This is a genomic window from Pseudoalteromonas caenipelagi, from assembly GCF_013140855.1.
Taxonomy (GTDB): domain Bacteria; phylum Pseudomonadota; class Gammaproteobacteria; order Enterobacterales; family Alteromonadaceae; genus Pseudoalteromonas; species Pseudoalteromonas caenipelagi.
This window is the reverse complement of the sequence record NZ_JABBPG010000002.1, coordinates 242,383-267,862: the sequence shown is the minus strand read 5'-3', so window position 1 is coordinate 267,862 and position 25,480 is coordinate 242,383. Positions and strand designations below refer to the sequence as shown.

15 protein-coding genes are annotated in these 25,480 nt (G+C 38.9%); 10 read left to right on the top strand and 5 right to left on the bottom strand.

The window, feature by feature from the left end; all coding sequences use genetic code 11:
* Positions 1 to 185: 185 nt before the first annotated feature.
* Together bfr (HG263_RS05925) and bfr (HG263_RS05920) are read left to right on the top strand one after the other, a co-directional pair.
* Positions 186 to 653, top strand: coding sequence for a bacterioferritin (gene bfr / locus HG263_RS05925; RefSeq protein WP_171625157.1), 468 nt, complete (start codon positions 186 to 188; stop codon positions 651 to 653).
* Positions 654 to 666: 13 nt separating this feature from the next.
* The gene (bfr, locus tag HG263_RS05920; RefSeq protein ID WP_171625156.1) at positions 667 to 1,131 is read left to right on the top strand and encodes a bacterioferritin; all 465 of its coding nucleotides are present in this window, start codon (positions 667 to 669) and stop codon (positions 1,129 to 1,131) included.
* 59 nt (positions 1,132 to 1,190) lie between these two features.
* Here bfr (HG263_RS05920) and HG263_RS05915 read toward each other — a convergent pair whose 3' ends face one another.
* On the bottom strand, positions 1,191 to 1,385 hold the full coding sequence (locus tag HG263_RS05915; protein WP_171625155.1) for a bacterioferritin-associated ferredoxin: 195 nt from the start codon (positions 1,383 to 1,385) through the stop codon (positions 1,191 to 1,193).
* 403 nt (positions 1,386 to 1,788) lie between these two features.
* On the opposite strand from HG263_RS05915, the gene HG263_RS05910 reads away from it, so the two are divergent.
* Positions 1,789 to 6,297, top strand: a complete 4,509-nt coding sequence (locus HG263_RS05910; RefSeq protein WP_171625154.1) for an EAL domain-containing protein — start codon at positions 1,789 to 1,791, stop codon at positions 6,295 to 6,297.
* Here the strand turns inward: HG263_RS05910 and HG263_RS05905 are convergent.
* The 3 genes from HG263_RS05905 to HG263_RS05895 form a co-directional block, all read right to left on the bottom strand.
* Entirely contained in the window at positions 6,294 to 8,990 is a 2,697-nt protein-coding gene (locus HG263_RS05905) for a hybrid sensor histidine kinase/response regulator (protein WP_246239893.1), read from the bottom strand. The two genes, HG263_RS05910 and HG263_RS05905, sit on opposite strands and share 4 nt — an antisense overlap.
* 250 nt (positions 8,991 to 9,240) lie before the next feature.
* Complete coding sequence (locus HG263_RS05900; protein WP_171625153.1) at positions 9,241 to 10,131, bottom strand: cation diffusion facilitator family transporter; 891 nt, start codon at positions 10,129 to 10,131, stop codon at positions 9,241 to 9,243.
* A gap of 134 nt (positions 10,132 to 10,265) precedes the next feature.
* Positions 10,266 to 10,745, bottom strand: a complete 480-nt coding sequence (locus HG263_RS05895) for a GAF domain-containing protein (protein ID WP_171625152.1) — start codon at positions 10,743 to 10,745, stop codon at positions 10,266 to 10,268.
* 82 nt (positions 10,746 to 10,827) lie between these two features.
* Between HG263_RS05895 and HG263_RS05890 the strand changes: the two genes are divergently transcribed.
* The 6 genes from HG263_RS05890 (at position 10,828) to HG263_RS05865 (ending at position 22,340) form a co-directional block, all read left to right on the top strand.
* On the top strand, positions 10,828 to 15,633 hold the full coding sequence (locus HG263_RS05890; RefSeq protein WP_171625151.1) for an ATP-binding protein: 4,806 nt from the start codon (positions 10,828 to 10,830) through the stop codon (positions 15,631 to 15,633).
* A 47-nt stretch (positions 15,634 to 15,680) separates the two neighbouring features.
* Positions 15,681 to 16,904, top strand: coding sequence for an EAL domain-containing response regulator (locus tag HG263_RS05885; RefSeq protein WP_171625150.1), 1,224 nt, complete (start codon positions 15,681 to 15,683; stop codon positions 16,902 to 16,904).
* Positions 16,905 to 17,031: 127 nt separating this feature from the next.
* On the top strand, positions 17,032 to 18,276 hold the full coding sequence (locus tag HG263_RS05880) for a response regulator (protein ID WP_171625149.1): 1,245 nt from the start codon (positions 17,032 to 17,034) through the stop codon (positions 18,274 to 18,276).
* Positions 18,277 to 18,309: 33 nt separating this feature from the next.
* Positions 18,310 to 20,967 carry a PAS domain-containing hybrid sensor histidine kinase/response regulator gene (locus HG263_RS05875; protein WP_171625148.1) on the top strand — a complete coding sequence of 886 codons (2,658 nt, stop codon included), beginning with the start codon at positions 18,310 to 18,312 and terminating at the stop codon, positions 20,965 to 20,967.
* The gene (locus HG263_RS05870; RefSeq protein WP_171625147.1) at positions 20,957 to 21,307 is read left to right on the top strand and encodes an Hpt domain-containing protein; all 351 of its coding nucleotides are present in this window, start codon (positions 20,957 to 20,959) and stop codon (positions 21,305 to 21,307) included. Before HG263_RS05875 ends, HG263_RS05870 begins: the two co-directional genes overlap by 11 nt.
* Positions 21,308 to 21,464: 157 nt before the next feature.
* Positions 21,465 to 22,340 (top strand): AraC family transcriptional regulator, encoded by an 876-nt coding sequence (locus tag HG263_RS05865; RefSeq protein ID WP_171625146.1) that lies wholly within the window; start codon positions 21,465 to 21,467, stop codon positions 22,338 to 22,340.
* 215 nt (positions 22,341 to 22,555) lie between these two features.
* Here the strand turns inward: HG263_RS05865 and HG263_RS05860 are convergent, their stop codons facing one another.
* Positions 22,556 to 23,959, bottom strand: a complete 1,404-nt coding sequence (locus tag HG263_RS05860; protein ID WP_171625145.1) for a YfcC family protein — start codon at positions 23,957 to 23,959, stop codon at positions 22,556 to 22,558.
* 454 nt (positions 23,960 to 24,413) lie between these two features.
* Between HG263_RS05860 and HG263_RS05855 the strand changes: the two genes are divergently transcribed.
* The gene (locus tag HG263_RS05855; RefSeq protein WP_171625144.1) at positions 24,414 to 25,199 is read left to right on the top strand and encodes a hypothetical protein; all 786 of its coding nucleotides are present in this window, start codon (positions 24,414 to 24,416) and stop codon (positions 25,197 to 25,199) included.
* Positions 25,200 to 25,480: the final 281 nt, after the last annotated feature.

Genomic DNA, 25,480 nt, shown 5'->3' with positions numbered 1-25,480 from the left:
AGGCCCTGTTATAAGAGCCTAAGATACAACTCTAAACAACCACAATTAGCGCATAGAGATACAAAAATTAACTGTAATGCGAATTATAATCAATATTTAACCATCTGATTTTTATAGAATTTTAATTGACAGAGCACGCCTTTCCTATAAACTGGCTCCCAATTAGTTACTAGCAGGCAGATGTTATGAAAGGTAAGCAACGCGTTATTGATGCATTTAATGCACTTTTAGCCAATGAATTGGCGGCAATCGACCAGTATTTTATTCACTCTCGCATGTATGATGATTGGGGCCTAAACAAACTATACGAACGTTTAAACCACGAGATGGAAGAAGAAACCACACATGCCGATTGGTTGATCAAACGTATTTTGTTCCTTGAAGGCATCCCCAATATGACAAAACGTCGAGACCTTTTAATTGGACACGATGTTCGCTCGATGATGCAAAATGATTTAACGCTTGAATTAGAAGTTGTTGAGAGTGTAAAAGAAGCCATTGCTATTTGCGAAGAAGAACAAGACTATCAATCACGTGAAACGTTAGAAAAGCTTCTGTTCGATACCGAGGAGGATCACGTGTATTGGCTTGAACAACAGCTTGGCTTGATGGATAAAATCGGCACTCAAAACTATATCCAATCGCAACTATAGGTAAGGAACGAATATGAAAGGTGATAAAGACGTTATCGCTTCATTGAATGCGGTGTTGGCTAACGAGCTGGTTGGCATTAATCAATACTTCTTACATGCGCGCATGTTTAAAGATTTTGGTTTTAGCGCCCTTGATAAGGCTGACTATAAAACCTCTATCCAGAAGATGAAAAATGCGGATAGATTGATCGAGCGTATTCTGTTTTTAGAAGGTCTTCCAAATCTGCAAAGCCTCGGACGCCTGCGAATTGGTGAGAACAGTGAAGAAATGATTGCGGCAAATATGGCGTTTGAGCAACAAGCATTGATAGATCTGAAGGCAGCCATAAAACTAGCAGAAGAAAAACGCGACTATATCTCAAGAGAAGCACTAGACAATATTTTGAACGAACAAGAAGAACAAATCGATTGGCTTGAAACCCAACAAAGCCTAATCAAAACAATGGGAATTGAAAACTACCTTCAGTCCCAGCTTTAAATCTTTGTAATAAAAAAGGGCCAATCGGCCCTTTTTTGTTTGAATCTAATAAATGCTTATTAAGCAACTTGATCTGTTACATCTACGATCTCGATGAGTTTTTCGTTTAAGATCTTTTTAGTACAGTTTGTACATTTACCACATTGAGTGCCAACACCAAGTTCTCGACTGAGCTCTCGCATGCTAGTAGCACCCTCATCAATTGTTTGGGCAATCTTTTTATCAGTCACACCGTGACAAATACAGATGTACATGAATACAAACCAATCTCAATAACATTAACTGAGACAAAGTTTAATCTAAACAAAAATAGTTATCAACTAGATAAATATAAAAAATGATAATTATTGTTATTTGCAGGCCTTAATAGATTAGATTTCAATCACAACACCTTGTACACAATAACTTTTTTGCATGTATGTGTTCTACATAAAACTATACTAAAGTGTATATAAGGTGAAAAGTTAAGATGTTTCTGATTGTTCCTGTTGCGAACACTTTAATTATAGTGGCATTAAATATAAACACTGTGTTAAATTAGTGGTTTGACCTACTTTGTAATAGAAAATGGAATTACCTTACCCCTCACGCCACAAAGAGGAAACATGTCAGGAAACAGCACCATTTATAATTAGATAAACCACAAAGGGTTATTAGATGCATCGAAGCTGTGTGCTTATTATATTTTTTTGCTTATTACTTGTCGTTTTCCAAGGTGATGCAGTTGCACTTAATAGCAATACGGTCAACCGAATGTCCACCGAAGAAGGTTTATCTCAAGCAAGCATAAGTAATATTGTGCAAGATAAGTATGGCTACGTATGGATTGGTACTCACCTAGGATTAAACCGTTATGATGGCGATATTGTTGAAATTGTAAAGGAACCTATAAACTTATCAACAAAGCATATCTCACTGTTGAAATTGCTTGATAGTGATACCTTGTTTATCTCAACCGCCTTTAGTGGCGCGTACCTTTTAGATGTAAACACGCTTAATATTGAGCAGGTCTATTCTGGCAGATTAATTACTAACACAAACGCATTCTCAGAAATCACCGCTGCTATAAAAATAGGTAATTCGATATATGCTGGTATCGATAATTTTCTATATAAAATAGACTTATCCACTAAACGCTCTACGCTAGTTGCCTCGCTTGAAAGCCATAGTTATATCAGGTCATTGCTAAGAATCGATAAACAAATAATGATTGGCACCAATCAAGGCCTATTTGGATTAAACCTTGAGTCGTTACAGCTTTTAAAACAAGAGTTCCTAGATCCGCAAGTTAGAACCAGTCTAACTGACAACATAAAGTTGCTTAAGCTAGACCCCGCTATTGGGCTACTTGTAGGCACTGTACAAGGCTTGTATACAATACCATTAAACAACAATTCTTTAGAACTGAATGCCGCATATACCTTAGTCCCTGAGCTTAATATTTGGGATCATGAAATTACTCCTTATGGCGAACTTATTGCTACAGAGTTAGGCGTTTATAAGATAAACCGTAGTACCAAGTCAGCCGAAGAATTGCTGTCATTACAAGACAGCAAATATGAATTATCTCAGACCAGTGTCACTGATTTAATGTTTGATAAACACAGCAACATCTGGATGGCTACGCTAAATCAAGGTGCCTACTATTGGCCTATGACATCCTTACGCTTCCAAGTGCTCAAAGCAACCAATGAGAGCATTAATAACAATAACATATGGTCTATACATCAAGATAGTAAAGGCGAGATATGGCTAGGTACAGATAATGGTATGTTAAGGTTCAGCTCACTATTTGATGACAACCCAAAACATTACTTTAAAAATACTGACCCAAAAGCAGCCTATGCAACTAACTCGGTGTATCAAATCTTGGAGCCAAATAATCTCGAGTCTGACGAGCTGTTTCTAGAAACCTTAACCGGTTTAATGCTCTTGAACAAACACAGCGGCAATACCCGATTACCTCCGTTACGCTCAAAACTAATTACTAACCCATTTGAAACGATAAACTGGGGTGCTCATTTATTACCAGATCAGAGAGTTGCTTTCATCAGTAGAGCTGGCTTTTTTGTCTATGATGTTAAATCTCAACAGGCAAAACCATTAACTCACTTAACCCAACAGCTCGATATCGATACTGCGTATAAGTTTTTACCTCCTCTTCCTTCAAGGCCCAATGAATATCTTTTAAGTACCGAGCAGAAACTTATCAGTTATGATGAAGAAACTGGCACAATCAGTACAATCTATGAGTTTGTTAAGCAAGACTCAGAACGATACTCTGTGATCGATAGCTGGGTCGCAACGCCAGATGGCACCATTTGGCTCGCAAGCTCAATCGAAGGCATCATTGCTCTGGACGCAAAAGACTTATCAGTCAAATTCAAAATAGACACCTCATCGGGTAATGGCTCTCAAACACTATATCAAATACAACCTGATAACTTTGGTAACTTGTGGATTAGCAGTCAATCTGGACTGATTCAGCTCAATATTAAAACCAAGCAGATCAAAAAATTTGATGTCAATCATGGACTTCCCAATGGGGAGTTTAATGCCAATGCAAGTTCTGTAATTAAAAACGCAAAGCTTGCCTTTGGTACAATCAATGGCATGGTTTGGTTTTCTCCTGAAGACTTCGTCAAAACAGACAGCTCCGAAACAAACCTGTATATCACTGATATAAGCTTAATGACTAGAGAGTTGGAGTATTTCCCGAACTTTTTGAATACCTATCCGTTGGTACTAAAACAAGATGACTTGGGATTAAAAATAAAATTCAGTAACTTCGACTTTTCCAAACAATCGATTTATGAATACAGTGCAAACTTAGAGGGCCCCACCGCTATCAAGTTTGATAACTTAAAAGCGAGCTACCTGTTTTTTAACCAACTTAAACCCGGTTATTACACGCTGACTATCGAGCAAAAAACGTTAGGAAACGACACAACGGTTGATGTAGTTAAGCTACCTTTTAAAGTAGAAAACTCATTATTCAATTCTACTTTAGCGTGGGTGCTGTATTTTGTAATTGGATTTACAGCTTTATTGGCCTGGGTTAGACAAAATTACAATAAACGTCGAGAAATTGAAGCAGCTTTACATGAGGTAACAGTCAGTAAACAGCAGACGGAAATGGCATTAAATACCACTCGAAGTGGTGTTTGGCAGGTTGATCTCCCATCAAACTTGGTGACACAAAATAGAAATGTCGATTGCTCACTAAGTAAGTCCAAGACCGATAAAGTGCCGTTAAGGAAATACTTTGAGGTTATCCACCCTGAAGACCGAAGTAGAGTACAACTAGTGTGGGAGCAAATACTTAACTCAACAAAAAACAAACAGTTTTCACTTACATATCGTGTCAAAGGCAATACACAACCTTGGCTTTGGTACCATGATATCGGGCAAGTACTAAGTTTTGATGAACACGGTGTGCCGCAAAAGGTCATGGGGATCTATACTAATGTGACTGAACAAAAAGCGGTCGATTTACGTGCAACGATACTCGGTGAAGCATTTAGCCAAGTCAGTGATTGGATCTTAATTTTAGATGCTGAGCTCAACCCACTGTCTGCGAATACCAGCTTTTGCAAAGCCTTTGAACTAAATGAAGAAACTGCAATTAAAGAGCTGTCCTTTCGCAAGCTCGCGCATGTTGTAGGTCTAAATAGACTCAACAGCTTGTTAGAAAGAATGAGCAACCTTGAGCCAAACCAAAATATAAGACAAGAATTAACGGTTAAAACCTCCCATCAAAACGCTCATCCCATTCATTTAAGTATTAATGCAATCTCCAAAAATAACGAGCGCATTGAGCACTATGTAATTGTAATATCAGACTTAACAGAGCAAAAGCAGGCTGAAAGTGAGCTTCGCTACCTTGCCAATTTTGATACGTTAACTAAATTACCAAACCGAAGTTTGATGCTACAACACATAGAGTTTGCACTGCATAATGCAAAATCTTCTGGCAAATATTGTGCGTTATTATTTATTGACCTCGATAAGTTTAAGCCAATTAATGATGCATATGGTCATCACACCGGCGACCAAGTATTAATTAAAATCACGGAGCGGATCTCTGAGAAACTAAGTGATAACTGTATATTGGGTCGTCAAAGTGGCGATGAGTTTCTAGTGTTGGTGAAAAATGTACACTCTCCAAATAAGCTCAGTGAGCTGGCCACTTTATTGCTCGAAAGTTTACCGAACAAAATAGAAATAGGCGGTATATCAATGAGCATATCAGCAAGTATCGGTGTCGCAATGTACCCTTTTGATGCTAAATCTCCTGAGATGCTCATACGAAATGCGGATATTGCTATGATCCACGCTAAACAAGCGGGAAGAAATGGTTTTAAGTTTTTCACCAGTCAAATGAATTCACAATTCTCTCGAAAGTTAACACTGGAAAATGCATTAAAAACAGCCTACAGAGACGGCGAGATATACAACTGCTACCAACCAATCGTAAACATAATAAGTGGCAGAGTTGTCGGTGTTGAATTACTTATGAGATGGAAGCACCAAGGTGAATCTATTTCCCCTATGGACTTTATACCGATAGCTGAAGAAGTTGGGCTTATTGAACTTATGACTGAGCAAGCATTAAAACGCGCATTATATGAGTTAAACTCGCTGATAGACAGTGGCAAAGGATTTTATCTTTCATTGAACCTTTCAGCGGTGCACATTTTAAAATCAGATATTGCACAGAACCTGATAAATATTTTACAAGCTTTTGGTCTAGGTCCAGAAGTACTCCGTTTAGAGATCACAGAAAGTTCTCTAATGGAAGATACAGAAAAAGCCAAACGCTCCCTCCATGAACTTAAACGAGCTGGCTTTGTTTTGCTTCTTGACGATTTCGGGACAGGCTATTCATCACTGACATACTTAAACCAGTTTCCCATTGACATTATCAAAATAGATCAAGGGTTTGTACGAAAAATGAATGAGCTAAGCAGCAATAAATCTATCATTAAAACCATATACTTGCTGGCACAAAGCTTACATATGTCTTGTATTGCAGAAGGGGTAGAAACCAATGAGCAGCTCTCATTCTTAAAAGAGCTTGGTTGCCACTTAATGCAAGGTTACTATTTTTCTGTGCCTGTTAGCGCAAAAGAACTAGAAGATATCGTTGGCGTAAGCATGCACTAATTGTATTTTCTATCCGTTTGATATTGCTTCATCGCTTTGAACAACAACTCTTTGTCTATAGGCTTTGCAACGAACCCATCCATTCCACTGCGTAAACACTTGAGTCGGTCTTCGTTATAAACGTTAGCAGTGATAGCAATGATATAAGGCTGCCCATAAATATTAGGCATTTTTCGTATATTCTGAGTACACTCATACCCATCCATATTAGGCATCTGACAATCCATTAGAATAATATCGACGCTATGCTCTTTTAAAAATGCCAGTGCCTCAACACCATCCATCACTTTATGAACAATACAATGTGTGTTTTGCAAAGCTTTTGCCACTACAATTTGGTTAACTATATTATCTTCAACAAGCAACACGCTGACATCACTGAGGTCAAGATGAGTATCCATTGGCTGCTCTTCAACCAACAATTCAGTGCTAGGTGCAGGGATAGAGAGGGTAAAACAACTTCCTTGCTGTTCTTGACTCACAACCTCCAAATCGCCTTCCATTAAAGTGGCTAAGCGTTTTGAAATAGTTAATCCCAACCCCGTTCCGCCATAGCGACGCGTTGTTGATACATCTAACTGAGTAAACTCTTTAAATAAGTGTTGTTGTTGTTTTTTGCTAATCCCAATCCCTGTATCTTGGACGCTCACAATCAGCCTTTCACTTTCATAATCTACTTTTAACGTGACCTTTCCTTGCTCTGTAAATTTACTGGCATTATTTAGTAAGTTATTGGTAATTTGAGTAACTCGCAATGAATCTATCTGCAAACAAGTGGGTAATTTGGGGGACAATAGATATTCAAACTCAACATGCTCTTTTAGTCCTGCCTGCTGAAATAATGACGCTAAATTATCGAACATTTTAAGCACATCCGTAGGATGTAGATCCAGCGTTAAAGCGCCCGCTTCTATTTTAGAATAGTCGAGAATATCATTGAGTATAAGAAGCAAGTTTTTTGCAGAGGTATGTACAATATCCAATTGTTTTAACGTGTCCTCGTCACCTTTCTTCTGTTCCAGTAGTAGGCCAGTTAAGCCAATAATGCCATTCATTGGGGTGCGAATTTCATGGCTCATATTAGCCAAAAAGCGACTTTTAGCCTTATTGGCATTATTTGCAGAAGCAACTGCTTCTAAAAGTTCTTCTGTTTTTTCATTTACTTGCTGTTCGAGTGCACGATTGAAGTTGGTTAGTTTTTTATTAAGCTCTTGATTCTCATCATTTGCAAGCTGCAACTTTGAAAAACTCATTGTGAGCTTAAAAGCCAATTGATTGAAGTGCTGTTGCAGTGTTATAACCTCCAAGCAACTCACCTCTTCCCTTGCTGAGTTCTTTAGCAAGGTATTGGGTTCAAAACGATTAATATCTTCGCTTAGCGCATTAATCGGTTTCACTAAAAATCGCGATAACTGGCTTACAAAAAAGCTACTTAGAGCAATAATAACCAACGCCAGTAGTAATGATTTCATCCATGCTAATGCTGCGGCCAATCTAATAATATGCCCTTCAAGTAGCGTCACAACGGTCCAATTAAGCCCATCAACTTTCGTTGCATGACGATAGTATACTTCACCAGTATTAGTCGTGTACGATGCTTGCTCACCGTCAAACCAACTTGCTAAAATACTTGAATCAACGATATCGAGCGCTTCAAACGACTTATCTAGAGAGCTAAACACTACTTTATTGTCATTATCTAAGATAACGACATCTCCCTTATGAGCAAGGATATTTGGCTGAAAGCGAGAAAATGAACCAAACAGCAACGAGCCCTCAACAACCCCTTTAAAATGCTCACCTTCAAAAACTGGCGCTGAAATAGCTACAATGAGGTCGCTACCAAAACCTCGCCCCTGAAAGATGGATGAAACATAACCATCAGGGTAAAAAGGAGCTTGCACAAAATACTCTCGATCAACAACAGATAGTGACTCTCCAACGCGATTACTATTAAATACACTTGGGTAAAAATCGGTGATTAAGCCTTTTTTGTCTGCAAATATCGCTGTTCTAAGATCTGGCTGTAAGTCCACCAAAGTTTTAATAACCGAACTTTCATCTAATCCTAATTCTACCGACTTTGCAGCGCCAACGACGGCTCGGCGATATGACTGCAAATAATCATTCAGTTGAGAACTAATATTATTAGCTGACGAATTTAACTGTTCTTGCACTTCAAACTCTATTCTACGATAGCTATTATTCGTTAACACGATAGAGGTGATCAGCACCACCAAGACGATCAACAGGCTGATGGTATAATTCAATATGGAGTTTAGCGGGTGAGCTCGCCATAAATGTCTTATAAAAAAGAAACTGAGTAAGTCAGTAATGGCTAGGTAGAGTGCCGCATTTATAAAGTATTTTGCCAAAGCAGTGGCAATAACTAGATAGGATAAACTCAATAAGTAATAGCCAAAAAATAACAACATTGGCAGACCAACTAATAGCCAAAAACCGAGTCCCCTGACAAAGAAAGGTTTTCCTTTTGATACGCAAAATATTTGTAGCCAAATAATTTCAAGCAAAAACACGACTGAAGGCCAGCTATGCCCCCAACGATAAAAAATAAACCCTGCACCAATTGCCACTGCAACAAGCGCGCTTTGCCAACCAAATAAAACCAGACAGAGCAATACGAAAAATTGCCCGAATAGAAATTCCGACGTATCTAAGAAAAAGAATGGCAATAAATTCGCCCCTCCTCCCAATATACCAAAAAGTATTGTTAAGAGTATGGGCATATATTTGTGAAGATAACTCGGCACTTGAGATTCCTGAAATACTACCCTTTAAAGGTAAAATAAAATGCTCATAATGCCAACTATTTAGACACAATTGACGTTAAAAAAATCAGCACTGCAACTATCCGACCCTTAAGGATGAGAAGCGTGATTCATCCATGTGTGTTTAATAATTATCTCAACTTGTATGCTCGTTCTAATGTTCTGGGCATTGGTGGCTTTCAATTTGCAATACACACTGTTGTGCGTTGAAGTGTTTCTTTAATAAAGTTTCGACCTGTACTCTACAGGATGCATCGTGTAATTCAACAGTACAATGATGCTTCAGCACGATGTGTGCACCAATAGCCAATACACCGTCTACCTCACTCACAGTGATATTATGGACACTTTCAACATGCTCTGTTTTGAGAATTTCTTGTTCCACGGAAGCAATTTTTGGCAATGTAATACGCGTAAAAAATAGCCCATTAATGCAACTTCTGACTACTTTAACTCCGGTTATTAAAACAAACACTGAAATTAGCAAACTTGAGATAATATCTACTATTTCCCAACCTGTTACGTAGATTATCACCCCGGCAAGAAATGTGGATACTGTGGATAGTAAATCGAAGAATGAATGCAAAAATACCGCGTACACATTAATACTGTCTTTTCTGCCTTTATAGAGCACCCAAGTTGACAGGCCATGAAACAAAAAGCCAATACTAGCAATCACTGACATTAAATAGGAGTTCACTTCTAATTGATGCCCATCGTTGTGGTGTATGAACCGTTGTGCGCCCTCTGCAATTATCAGTACTGAAATGGCCAAATATAAAATGCCATTAATGAGTCCCCCGATATACTCCGCTTTCTTGTAACCATCGTTAAAGGTTTTTGCAAGATAAACGGCAATACTGGAGGCTATAACGGCAATAAATAAAGAGCTATTGTGTACAAATAAGTGCCCGGCATCAGCCAATACAGCTAAAGAGTTCGAGTAATACGCCCCAATTAACTGAATAACCATAAATGAACATGTAATAGCTAACGCAATCAGTAGCCTGCGCCTAGAGTCTTGGTGAGTTGTGATGTCAGTCATCGACAGATGGAAAACCTTTAAAAATGAAAAGCACCGCAAGGGTAATGATATAAAGTCACAATTGTAACGATTTTTAACTACAGACGCACCAAAAACCTGCAGGTAAGTAAGTAATTTTGCTTATTCTCCACTTTTTAGCAAAACTCATTAACGACTTTGTCTGCCACCTCTCTAAGTACTTTTATGTCATCTTCGTCAAAAGTGCGAGGCTCTATATCAATCAAACATAAGGTGCCAATTGCACTGCCATTTTCCAGAATCAACGGAGCACCTGCGTAAAATCGAATGTATGGCGGACCAGTCACCAGCGGGTTGTCTTTAAAACGCCCATCTTTAAGCGTATTTGCAACGACAAAAACACCAGGATCCAAAATAGCGTGGCCACAAAATGATATATCACGAGAGGTTTCACACGCATCCAAACCAACTTTGGACTTAAACCACTGTCGTTCACTGTCAACTAAACTAATTAAAGCGACAGGCACACAAAAAACGTGCGCCACAAATTCTGTCAACCGATCTAATTTAGGGTCAGGCTCGGTATCCAACAATCCTAGTTGATTGAGTGTTTGAATCCTTAGAGGTTCATTTGCTGGCTTTTCGGGTTTTTTCATATCGAAGTGTAATAGCAATTTTTAGACCTTGTTCTATAGTAGTTTATTAAAGCCTCTTAGTGACGAAAATATGCAAATAATCTTGAAGAAGCTATTATGTTTCACCCTTCTACTAGGCTGTTTTTACGTATTAGATAGCATCTCAGAGCAATACTATTTAGAGAGAGAAAATCTAAAAATGCACCAGCAAGTGCAAATAAATAGCGAACAATTTGTGCTAATTGGAGATGTTATTTTTTCCCTACAAAGGGAACGAGGAACAACCTCTGTATTCCATGTTCACAACAAATCAGCTCCCCCTCCCTTGTTACTAAAATATCAACATGAAACTGATCAGTATTTCCGACAAATCATTCGCTTTTATAATCAAGAAGAATATGTGATATCACATGGTAACACCATAGAAATACTTAATAGTTACCACCAACAAGTTGCAACAATAAGAGAACAAATCAGTACTTTGCAAATAACCAAGAGCGAGTCCTTTTCACAATACACTAATGTCATTGAATCACTGCTTGATACCGTATTGGCAATTAAGCACAAAACCTTTGTTGGCTACAACGAAAGTCACATATTTTACCCAGATCTATCTATTTACTTGAGCTTATTAAAGGCGATTGAACATGCCGGAAAACTGCGAGCTAACGTTGGCGTGTACCTTAACTCTCCTACAGTACAGAAAAATCAAATTATTCCAAAAATTTTCTATCTTAACGCTAACTTGAACCATGTACTCACTAACTTGTATGTAACCGAAAGTTTAAAAGAGAGTATTCAAAAAATTGAAAGTTCTAAGGAAAAAACGCAGATATTAAATTTAATAAACACCTTAAGAGTCAAAGGACAGGCGCATATGCCCCCCAACCTATGGTGGGAAGTAAGTACACGTTACATCAACGAACTAACTGCTTTGAGTGCTAAAATAATAAGTAGTGGACAAACCCTCGCGCGTGACCACATACGCACCACCAGCTTAAAATGCCAGGTCATTTTAATCACATTTATTGCAGTAACCGTTGTGGGAGGCATTTTGACCTACTCGATGTGGTTACTAATGAAGCCAAACGAAATACACAGAAATACCGCCGTGAGTTATTGGCAGCTATCATTTGTGCTATTTTCAATCTTGCTGGTAATGCTATTGGCACATAAAGTAAGTCAACGGGGGCTTGAGGGGCAACTAAAACGACAATTAACCGCTGAATTGCGTAACAACGCCGTGCATACCCTAAAAAGTGTTAAAGCTATTTGGTATAGACCTGCAAAAAATGCCTTAGCATCCGTTCAATCAGCGCTTTTTACTCTTACAAAAGCACAGATAGAAGACCCAACAATATTGTCAGGTTATATCTCAAATCCAAATGTTGCGATTTACGATACACTCAACCAAGTGTGGTTACATAACGGCAATGAAAAATTAACGCTTGCACTAGAGCAAACCAAACATCAGCAGAGCCTAGCTGAGCAAGGGAAAGTGATTGTGTCCACAGTTCTTTCTGACAATAAACTAAGTGCGCACTTTGCAACTCAGCTCTTAAACGAACAAGGCATATTACCCTATCAAGTTTGGTACTCTTTGGATAACATTAGCCCTTTGATATCTATATTGAAATCCCCATTTTTAGATTCTGATTCGAATATTATTTATTTTGATAAAAATAATATCATCACTCATAGAAGTGTCTATGCCAACCAACAACAGTCAAACGAAGATAATATCGCCGCATCAACAAAAGTATTACGCCCCCCCATGACCGAACGTCAATATAAAAACTACTTAGGCAAACAAGTACTGGGGGTTTTAGTGTGGGACAACGAGTTAAGCATCGGTGTAGGTGCTGAACAAGAAATCGTCTCAATCAATGCGGTTATAAAAAGTGTACAGCAAGAGTTTTCTATCCAGCTACTTATCTTGTTATCACTTGGAGGCGCCATATTACTCATTGCATACCGGGTGCAAAGCAAGGCTTTTACTCAGCTTGCGCACTCAGAACAACAGTTAGAAAAAGATAAAATACAACTCAATAATGCACAAAAAATTGCTAACATGGGATCGTGGGAATGGCGTTATGGAAATACACATGTAGATGTTTCAAAAGAGCTTTCCAACATGTTAACCCTACCTAGCGAGACACGCCACTACCCTGCTCGAAGTCTACTTCGGCTAATAACACCATCAAGCCGTCACGAATTATTGCAAGCAATAAAAGATCACAGCAGCTTAAAATCAATCACGTTGCAACTTACCACACAGAACCTACCCTATATTACTCATGTTGGTTTTGCCGCAAATTGGCAGCTATCTGAACAAGACAAACATGACCCCACAAACAAAACACTTGTGGGTATTATAAAAAATGTCACTTTACTAGTAATGGAGCAGAATCGCCAACAAAGGCAACAGACGGCCTTAAGAGCTGCGCGTGAGGCGGCCCTAGCCAAAATGGAAGAGGCTGACCAGCAGCGTAAAGCCTTAGAGATAGCATTGAAAGAAAATAAAGAGACAGAGCGCCTTTTACAACAAACCCTTGATAGCATACCCGCGTTTATTTTGTTATTGGACTCCAACGCAAATATAACCCTAGTAAATCAGTATTGGTTTAAGACTCAACATGCAGACCAATTCAGTGGCGGACTATTTTTAAACACCTTTTTTAATGTGGGTGATGACTGTATTGATGCGATTAATACTCTACCACTGATTAAAAAGAAACCCTTACTAGATGCTCTGCGAGAAGCAAAATTTCAGGATAACTATTTAGCAGAGCTTGAGTGTGAATACGCTATCACAGAGGGACCGATATGGTTTGAAGTCATTATTACCACAATCGAAACGCTTAACGGTAAGTCAATATTAATGTACCAGCATGACATCACTCAAAGAAAACAAGATGCGTTCCAGTTAGAAGACGCCAAAGCCAAAGCTGAACTTGCCAATGATGCAAAATCTCGCTTTTTAGCAACCATGAGCCACGAAATAAGGACCCCCATGAACGGTGTGGTCGGTATGCTTGACTTACTCAACCAAAGTAAACTCTCACAAGAACAAAGCCATTTGACTTCTGTTGCTAAAAATTCTGCTCTAATGCTGCTTAGAATTATTAACGATATCCTCGATTTTTCAAAAATTGAAGCAGGTAAAATGACAATCGATAGAGTACCGTTTAACTGGCGTGGTGTTATCAAAGAAATTGCGGAGCTGCTATCGCACCAAGTAAAAGAAAAAAACCTCCAAATGTACTTTATGTTTGAACCTGAGTTAGGGTACTGGCAACTCGGTGATCCATCAAGAATAAGACAGATTTTACTTAACCTCGTCGGCAATGCGGTTAAATTTACCAAAACATCATCAAGCAAAATAGGGGTGATCGAAATCAAGTTGTCTAAATCGCAAGTAGATCCAAAACAACTAGAGATTTCAGTAATAGACAATGGTAAAGGTATGAGCAATGAGCAACAAAAGTTGCTTTTCAAGCCATTTACTCAGGCTGATAGCAGTATTCAACGAGAATTTGGTGGCACAGGTCTAGGATTATCCATTACGCAAAAACTTGTTACCATGATGCAAGGTTCAATAATGTGTCAAAGTAGCGAGAATATCGGCAGCACATTTAAAGTTACGCTACCTTATAGCAAATGCTCCTCAAAGAGCGAACGCGAGATTGAGATTGTTTTTGATAGTGTTAGTGTCTGCATATTAGGTGATGGAGATATTTTTGAACAGGACTTGCATACTAACCTCCTCGCACATGGTGCCGACAGCAAGGTTGTTAACTGGATAAACATAAATGATACCAATGTTCAGGCGCTAAATGTTGACTATGTGGTCGTAACTCTTGAACGCTATCAACAGATCATCACCGCCAACTATCAATTTAAGCCTGACAACAATAAAACATGTTATATCATTTTGGTGAGTAATAACTTCACGGTTCCGCTACCCACAGAAAGTTGTTTCGACCCCATATATTACAACCCCTACTACAGCTTCAAAATAATAGAGCACATAGCCATTAGGGAAGGGATTATCAGCCCCGATATACCACTTACGCAACTGGTTAATAACGATGAACTGGCGTTACCTACCATTGAGCAAGCACAACAAAATAATCAGCTAATCTTGGTTGTTGAAGACAACGCTTACAATCAAGAAGTATTTAGGCGCCAACTGAGCTTACTGGGTTATCAGTGTATGATTGCCGAACACGGACAAATGGCCCTTGAATTTATCGAAACTCATTCATTTGCATTAATCATTACTGACTGCCATATGCCCATTATGGACGGCTACACATTTACCAAAAAATACCGTGAGCTTGAAAAACAAAACTCAGTGAAAAAGGCTATTCCTATTATTGCAGCTACGGCCAACGCACTTAGTGGTGAAAGAGAAAAGTGTATCGCTTGTGGTATGAATGACTATATATCAAAACCTATTGAATTGGCCTATTTTAAAAACTTATTGCTCAAATGGATGCCATCTGCCAGCGCTACCAACAACATACCACCTAAAGTGAACAATAAAGTCAAAAATAACAACCATAAAACGTTAGATTTATCCTTGCTATCAACCTACGTTGGAGACGACACGAAAATTCAGCAGGCATTTTTAGAAAGTTTTATTAACGACTCAAATCCGATGATGGACAAACTGTATGAGAGTCCAGAAGATATAGAGTCAGTTAGAAGCTTAACACACCAACTCAAGTCGTCCGCTAAGGCTATTGGCGCTGTAGAGCTTGCCAATTTATACCTTGAGCTAGAACTCGCAGCAAAAGAGCAACACACGGATAAAATAGCAGATATGCTTCCACACTGCGCATCTCAATTCAATGCGGTATGTTCTGAAATTACATCTATACTGAATCATAGTGACTTGCATTGATGTTAATTAAAGCAAGCTTCTGTGCGGCGTGAAGAAAAGGCTAGAAAATGAATGCCAATAAACCATTAAACGTAATTGCGATAGATGACAATGGGCTAATATTAACCCAACTTAGACTGTTGTTGTCGCAATCATATGACATCCATTTTTCAGGGTTTAATAATGGCCCTGATGCCCTAATACACATCAAAGATAACGCAGCTGACCTTATATTTTTAGATCTCAATATGCCACAAATGGACGGTATTGAGGTTCTTCGACATTTATCCGATTTAAATATTAGCGCATCTATCGTACTACTCAGTGGTGAAGATAACACAATAATAAAAATGGCAAAAAACCTTGCACACTTGAGAAATCTTAACGTCATAACGGGCATTGACAAGCCTGTGACCGCAAGCCAAATCAAACAGTTAATGGAGTCATTGTTTAGTTTGAGTCACCGACAAGCATCTAGTCTCCAGCCCCACTCTTTTCATGTTGATGAGCTACAACATGCTATTAAAGACAAGCAAATGTGTTTGTATCTACAGCCCAAGGTGTCTTTGTCAACTGAAGAGTTTGTTGGTGCGGAGTTTTTGATAAGGTGGAATCATCCTGACTTTGGCACACTTTCTCCTTACTATTTCATTGACCTTATAGAGCATTCTGACTTAGTACATGATTTCTCGATTTTTGTTGTTAACGAAGCGTTCGAGTTTATCGAGCAACATTTTGAGCTGTTACAAGACCTCGCTTTCAACATTAATTTGAGCGTTAAGAACCTAGAAGACCTGCAACTGCCTGAACGCCTAGCGGATTTGGCTAATAGCTACAATGTACCTCCCAGCATGATCGTCTTTGAAGTGACAGAAAGCTTATTAATTGAAAACTTAACACAATCGTTGGATGTATTGTTGAGACTACGTTTAAAAGGCTTCTCTTTGGCGATAGATGATTTTGGTACAGGCTACTCTTCAATAAAACAGCTAAGCCAAATTCCCTTCTGTGAACTAAAGTTAGATAGGTGCTTTATTCATGATTGTGCAATAGACTCAGATAAGCAAGCGATTATTGAAGCCACAGTGGCATTAGCTCAAAAGCTCAACTTGAAAGTGGTTGCAGAGGGCATCGAACAACAACAAGATCTGGCCTTTTTAAATAATTACAAGATTGACTACGGACAAGGATATTTATTTGCACTCCCTCTAGAGAAAGTACAATTTTTAAAAACATTAGAGCAGCAATCTGATTATGATCAAAGGAAAAGCCGTGGCAGGTTAAGAGGTTAGATATTCGATTGAGAAATTTTAGACTATATTAAAATTCAAAGGCCAACAAAAATATCTAGCCCTAACCGATTGAATAAAAGCAACGATAGAGCAAGATTTGCTTACCATGATGACTAGGAAGTGACACATGACGCGTAAAGAAGTTGAACATGTAGAGCGCCACCCAAAAGTTGTTCTTTTGTGTGATGATGTGGAAGAGCTTGCAGGTGTAACGGATGTGATCTCTTCTCAAATAACCGCTTTTAGAACACTGAACAACTTTAGTGATATGCACGAAGTAATTGTAGACTCCACACCACTGGTTATTATCATTGCCATGTCTACCGTTAGCAAAAGCGTTGAGCTTTATAGCCGCTTAGCTAAGGAAGGTGCGTTAGATTACCCTCATGAAAACATTCTATTATGTGAAAACAGAGAGTCAGGCATCGGCTTTAGATGTTGTATGAAAAATATTTTTAGAGACTACTTCATTTATAAACCTATGTATGAAAACTATCGCTTGCGTATGATTTTGCACAATGCTTTATTGCGCAGCAAAGAAGCACATGACATTACAAACATAAGAGAAGAGCATTTTGGCAGAATAGATGAAGACCTTAAGCAATTAATTGATGACGCGGCAGAGTATCATCAATCTGCAGAGCAAACCTTAAAAGACGCTAGAGAGAACTTACAGCAAGCGGCTGGAATAAACGAAGTACAAACTGCGTTGATCCAAGATCTCAAAGCACAGCATATTGACCCCCTTTTAGATAAGCTAGAATCGCAACTTGCCGACAGCGTTTCGGAACTAACAAAAAGGCTAAAAAACAAACAATTCTCTGTTGCTGAACTATCCGCGTTATTGACCGAAAAATCAATACCTCACACTAGCCAACATGCAGTTCAACTTAAAGAAAGTAAGCCTGAACCAAAAAGAGAAGCCCCTAGCAAGAATGAAGGATTTTTAGACTTGCCACCCATAAATGACAACAATATGGCCCGCTCAGAACAACGGCTGAAAAACTCGAAAATAATGGTGGTAGAAGATAATGAAATATATAGAGAAATGATTAGTAAAATCCTCCGAGACGAGGGCCATGAAGTTGAAAGTGTCGGAAGTGGCTTAACGGCAATAAAGATGCTGAGAAAGCATAAGTACGATCTCATTTTTATGGACCTGTTTATGCCTGAGCTAGATGGTTATAACACCACAAAAAATATTCGTAATATCCCTAATTGCAAAAGCATTCCAATTATTGCGTTAACAAGCAATAAAAACAAAGATTTAATTAGGAAATGGGCGTCCCTTGGACTTGCAGCCTATATTGCTAAACCGTCTACAAAGCAGTCTATTTTAAAAGCAGTAGAAAAATGCAATCTCGCTCATTAATGTAAACCGTAACCGGCTTAACTGGGATCTACTATGAAACTTGATATCACCAAAACTCCTGCTGTGTTGATATCTCAGAATCTGGCCATATTAGACCTAAATGATGCTGCGTTAAGTTTATTTAATAAACAACCTGACGCTTTAAGGGCGACCCCGATAGACCAATACATCAAATTCAGTAAAGAAATCTCGAATAACTTAAGCGACCAATGGCTCAATCACACTGTAGCAGCGATGGTAAGTAACAAGCAGGTCAACATTGCTTTTCTACCCCAAGAGCAAAACACTTATTTGCTGATGATTCTCGATCAACCTGCTTGTACTGCTGCAACACCTCAAAATTATGTGACTGGCAGTTGGATGTACAATATCTCTGAAAAAGCATTTCAACTTTCCAACACCTGCGCAGCACTACTTGCTTTAGACCAAAAAACTGCGGTCCCAATCGAGCGCATTTTAAATAGCTTTCGCGAAATAGATAGAGCGCTTGTATTAAACGCGTTCAAAGAAGCAGATTTAGACAAAAAACCCTTCTGTTTAGAAGTTCATACCGATCACTCTTTAGATTCATCAGCAATGCAATTCATTTGCCAAGGCCTCCAAGATGAATCTACACCTGACATCTTAAAAGGTATTTTAAAAAGAAATGTCTACTCTCAAGTATTAAACTGCAAACTGTACGAGCAAAATGAGAGAAGGCGCAGAGCACTTGAGGGCGGACGAATTGGTACGTGGAGTGCAGCAAAAAGTAGTCAAAGCTTGTATTTCCGTTGGGATGATCAAACATGTAAATTGCTTCACCTCCCTTTAAAGGAAAACCACGGAGACTTGGCCAGCTGGCTAGCTCAAATACATCCTCAAGATGTTCAATCAGTAAAAGATGCCATCGAGCATTCATTTAATACAAACCTCGATTTTGAGCGAGAATACAGGTGTATACTGCAAAATGGTGAAAGTATTTATTTATATGCAAAAGGTGTATTGAGTTGCGACAGTGCAAGCGGTACAACATTTTTAGATGGCGTCATTATAGATCATACTTCCATTTATGAAGCACGGACTAAACTTGAAGAGTCAAACCTACTCCTTGAAGCGAAAGTAAAGTCAAGAACAGCGGAGCTAAATCAGGCCGTAAAACATGCTGAAATGGCTAGTCAATCTAAATCAGAATTTTTGTCAATGATGAGCCATGAGTTAAGAACACCGATGAATGCAATCATCGGTGCGTTAGATTTACTCACCCACCAAGACAATAGCTTTGAAGAGCAGGAACTACTGGATACAGCCGCAATTGCTGCTAATAATTTGGTGTCTATTCTCAACGACATACTTGATATCAACAAAATTGAAGCTGGCAAATTAGAGCTTGATTGCTACGATTTTGACGTGTCGAAAATGCTCAACAACATCATCGTTATCTTTGGTCCAATTGCGGAACAAAAAGGCGTTAAGCTAAAAGTGGTTGAAGCCAAAGATATGCCAAGTGAGTTAAACGGAGATGAAAACCGTATTCGACAAGTCATGTTTAACCTTGTTAGTAATGCTATAAAGTTCAGTGTAAATGACTCTAAAGACAACGGCCTTGTATCGATAGAATTATCGTGCACAAAAGTGAACAGCCTAGTGAGTAAGCTTGTCATTGTAGTTAAAGACGACGGCATAGGCATCGACGAAGATACATTAAAAAAACTGTTCACCCCTTTTACTCAAGCTGATAAAAGTACCACTCGCAGATTTGGGGGGACCGGCCTTGGATTAGCCATTTGTGGTAGACTCGTTGAGCTAATGGGAGGAGGGATCGTTGTAAACAGTGAATTAAACGTTGGTAGCGAGTTTGCTGTCAACATTCCGATTTGGAACTTTAAAACTCGGCAAAAGGCGCTTTTATACCCCTGTATTAACATTTACTCAAATGAACATCACAGCGATCACATTGAACAGCTGCTAGATAAACTTTCATTTTATTGCGATAACGTCACACAGCAACCAATTGGCCACCTATCAACAAAAGCCTCTGGCAGCCATTGTTTAGATATACTTATTGTAAGGAGTATGACGGACATCCATGAGTTGGATACAAAACCCGTCATTACTCAAAAAGTGTTAATCTTATATCAACAAGATATATTGAGTCAGGTAAAAGAGCGTTTCAAAAGTGCCTTTAAGCTAGATATCGACACGCTGACATTCTTTACCCTTGAAAAATATTTAACTCAATTAAAAGAGCAAACAAGTATTGCACCTGAGACACTACAAGAAGATGACTTTATTGTAGATTTAGACACCAATCTAGAGCCAAATAATACCACTTCACACGAACTCCCTCTCCTTATAGTAGAAGATAACGAATTTAATCAAAAACTTATGGTTAAGCAGCTTTCTAGGTTAGGGTATAACTGTGAACTAGCCTCAGATGGAATACAAGGCTTAAAAATGTGGCAAAGTGGTGATTATGCACTCGTTTTAACGGATTGCCATATGCCAGGTATGGACGGGTTTGAATTAACTAAACACATTCGAAAATTAGAAGATAAAGATAAAAAACAAGCGATTCCAATCATTGCGGTTACTGGAGCTGCGATGAAAGGAGATCAAGAGTATTGCTTGTCGGTGGGCATGTCTGATTTTATTAGTAAGCCAGTTACATTAGCCAAGTTTAAAAATGCACTAGAGAGATGGTATGGAAATTAGCATTTTAGAAAATCTTCAGACTTTGAATGAAGATGTTATGCGCGAACTTTTGGGAGATGATATCGATGAAATCAAAAGTTTTAGACAACAGTTTTTAGTGCAAGCAAAGGGCAGTTTGCAGAAAATTGCGGGTCATTACAGACAAGACAATTTAAAGGAAATAAAAGAAGAAGCACATTATTTGAAAACCTCAGCTAAAGCCATTGGCGCAGAGCGCTGTGCATACTATTTACAAGCACTAGAGGACGCAGCCTTAGATTTAGAAAAACAAAAATGCAGAGCCTATATAGAGTCTTTAAGTATTGAAATTAAAAATGTTTTTCGAGCGTGCAATAACTAATACAAAATTTTACAAAGCCGTTTACCCAACCAATTTCAAAGTTAGCAAACATTATCAATAGCACCTGCGATACATTGTCTACGTTGTCACTATAACGAACATTAATTTTATTGGATACTATGCAGTACCAAGAAAGTTGCTTTCAAAGGGATACGCTATGACGCTCAAAAATACGACCAAACACAGCTATAGGCAAAGGTTACTTCAAGTGATTGATTACCTATACGAACACCTTGATATGGCACTGGATGTTAACTCTCTCGCAGAGCTTGCAAACATGTCAGCCTATCACTTTCATCGTATCTATAGAGAATTTACTGGCGAAACCATTAACTCAACGGTTAGAAGAATGCGTTTGTTTAAAGCGGCAACACTATTACTACACAGTAGTTTAAGTCAGGCCGAAATTGCAAAGCAAGTGAAATATGCCAGCGTAGAGGCTTTCAACAGAGCTTTTACAAAATACTATGGTGAAACTCCCAACCAATATCGCCAGCTTCGTAGCGCTAAAGAACTTGAGCAATCTGTGTTTTATCCAACCCATCCAAAGGAGTATAACCAGATGTATAACGTAGAACGTATCCACAGTGAAGCCTTAACTTTAGTTGCAATACCCCATCAAGGAGACTACATGCAAATAGGCCGAGCATTTGAAAAGCTTGGTATGTTAGCTGGTAGTGCAGGGTTACTCAATGAGCATTCGCGCTCGTTTGGTATTTACTACGATGATCCTAAAACCGTAGATAAAGACCAATTAAGGTCAATGGCATGTATGAGCATTGACAATCCTAACGTTGAGCTACCCGATGAACAGTTACAAATTGTTGAATTACCTGAAGGTGATGCCCTAAGTGTTCTATTCAAAGGTGATTACACCGAACTAGACAAACCTTATGATTGGCTATTTGGTCAATGGATCCCTGATAATCAAGTAGAACTGGCAGACTTTCCACCATTTGAAGAGTACCTAAATGATGTAAGAGAAACTCCTCCATCAGAGTTGCTAACCCGTATTAACTGCCTAGTAAAATAATCAAGGAGTGCATTTTTCTAAAGCAGCGCTCGGTTCATTTTACTTGCCATCGGTAAGTCTAAACATGCGCTTAATAAGAAAAGTGAGCTCTCTTGCTGGGGAAGGTTGATGAATAACCTGATTTAGAACAAAACAAGGAGTAAGTTCGCTAGACTTATCTCTAGATAGTGAATAGAAAAAGCGGGCTAGACCCTGCCCGCTCCATACATTGATTTTTAAAGCTGAGGCTGAACGTCTAGTCCATAGCCAAATACAACCGCAAGCACCAGCACAGTGCTGGCTGCAAACATGAGTTTTAGCATCAATGGTACACAAAACCTAAACCAGTGCGTATAAGGCACGCCCGCCATACCTAAGATCCCCATAAGGACCGCGTTTGTAGGCACAATCATATTTGAAAAACCATCACCAAATTGATAGGCCAAAACCGCAACTTGACGCGGTACCCCAACTAAATCTCCTACAGGCACCATCAATGGCATTGTTACGTACGCCTGCCCAGAACCAGAGGGAATAAATAGGTTAAGCAATGTTTGAATGAATAGCATACCTACCGCCGACACTTCCGCCGCCACATAAGACAGCGGTGTAGACAACCCATTCACGATAGTATGTAATATTTGTCCATCTTCTAATATCAGCGCAATCCCGCGAGCAACACCAATTAGAATGGCTGTTGTAACGAGATCAGACACACCCTCTATGAACTTGTGCGCGGCATCATCAGCAGATAGCTTACCTAAGATAGAAATTAATATACCCCAAGCAATAAACAACCCGCCTAACTCATACAAGTACCAATGCAAAGTTGCAATACCCCATACTGCAACCACCAAAGTCGCGATAAATGACAATAAAACGAGCTGATGACGTTTGTTAAGTAAAGGATAGTTTTGCTGAGTTTGACCTGCCAAAGGGCACTCAACATCTTTCATCATTGAAAGCGCTGAATTAGCTTGGACGCGTTTGGTATAACTCCACACGTGGTGAAAACCAATCAGAACAAAAGGCAAAAATATGGCTAACCTAAGCCAAATACCAGAATAAACCGGAATATCAGCTATTTGCTGAGCAATTAAAACAGTAAATGGGTTGAATGCAGACACCCCATAGCCAATGCCATAACCCGCAATGATCATACCCACAGCCGTCATCGCATCTAATTTCATGGCTTTGCATAACGCCACTAAAATCAACACAAATGGGATGTATTCACCCGCAGTGCCGATAGCACTGGATGCCAACGCAAAACAAAAAACCACCATAAATATTAATTTTTGTGGTTTATCTCCGTGTTTTTCTAACAATCTGCCAATTAATGCATCAACCGTTCCTGTCGCACGCGCAATAGATAACACGCCGCCCACAATCAGCACAAAGAATATGACATCCTGTGCTGCTGCAAATGCTCTTGGTATTGCCTTAAGTAAATCCCATGGCGTTAACAGTTTCGTGTTTTCAGCCAAATGATAAGTACCCGCAAGCACCATTTGACGACCCGATTGGGTTGTCGCAGTATCAAAAAATCCCTGTGGGATCACCCAAGTTGCAACGAGTGCTATAACCATCATACCTAACAGCAATATTAAGGTATGAGGCACCTTTATCATTTGTCCCATATAAGCACAGCCTCTGTATTATTATCATTTTAAAATGGCGACATATTACCGATAACAGGCTCAAACTTCATTATATTTAAGGAGCTTTTAAGGAACTTTTAAAGAACTTTTAAAGAACTTTAATGTGATATTTTGATGCAGATGAAAGAGGCATGTAGGTTAAGTAAGCTACTGAGCTCACTACTAATTAATACTAATTTAAGCAAGAACATAGCGCGCTTTTACTCGATGATGACGGGCGAGAAACCTTGCAAATATTTATGCTGCCTTCATATTTAATTCACCGAAAAGCAGCACGATTAACTTATTCATAAAACATTGATTTAAATCATAAAATGTCATTGAACTGTAATTGTCAGCGCTGTCATTTACATCTATGATCGGTTTGCAAACTAAAAGGGCCCTTTGCACAACAACCAGTACTTTAACAATGAACACAAAAGGAATCATTTGTATGAAAAAGTTCAGTATCATTGCAACCTTTATCGCTATTTCTATTTCAAACAACAGCTTTGCATTACCAGCTCAAGCATTTGATATTGATGGGTTTGAACGTGTAACAGAGTATAATGAAGGACCAATAGCAACAGCCGTCATCACCAGCGAGTTTGCCCACGACCTAAATGTTTATCTTCACCCGCGTAATGAAGGCGACTACTGTAGTTATGCGAATGTGTATGCACATTCAACTGGCGAGCATATTAGCCACGCTGATATTTCCAATGTACCAGCCCAAGTAGCGATTCAACAGGCCAGCGCACAAATTCCAGAACAATACTTAACTGAAAATAAAAAACTCAGAGTATCTTGTACAACGTCAAAAGGAGAAGACTATGACGTACTTGTTAATATCCCTGGTGCACCAATTATTGAGTGGCAAGTTGATGTAGAACCTAAAGGCTATTTCGTCCATAGACCAAATACTTACGGTTATCACAGCGCATATAAGGTCAATAGTCATTTGCGTATAAACAACCAAAGTAACGACGGACGCTGTACCACCCTCTCCAACCGAGGAGTCGAATTAAACCTATTTCATAACGAAGGCCGATTTGGCCCTTTTCATTCCGATGTGTTTTTGGCACACACAACAGTCGATAACTCACAAGCAGGTCAGCCGGTTTTATATCAAATGATTGAATGTGAAAATGCGGCAGGTAAAACACTTGCAGTGAAAGTATTTAGCCTGACTAATCCGAACGAAATCTATCTTATTGAAGAAGATTTAATCACTAAATAAGCATATTTATTAGATAGCGAGTACCGTTTAAACAAACGATGCTCGCATGTGATATCTAAACAGAGCGCTGCTCGCAGATAGAAAAGTACACATCAGCTTTTAACTCAGTTTTTATAAGCACATGATGCAAAATCATGTGCTCAATCTCGAATTTGTTTTATGTATCATATAAACGGATGATGTATATTACCGAAGTCTCTATCTGCATTCCTTTTTTGTAACCCCCTACCAACACCATGCTAAATACCCGATAATGCTATTCAAGGCAGCTAGAAAGTTCA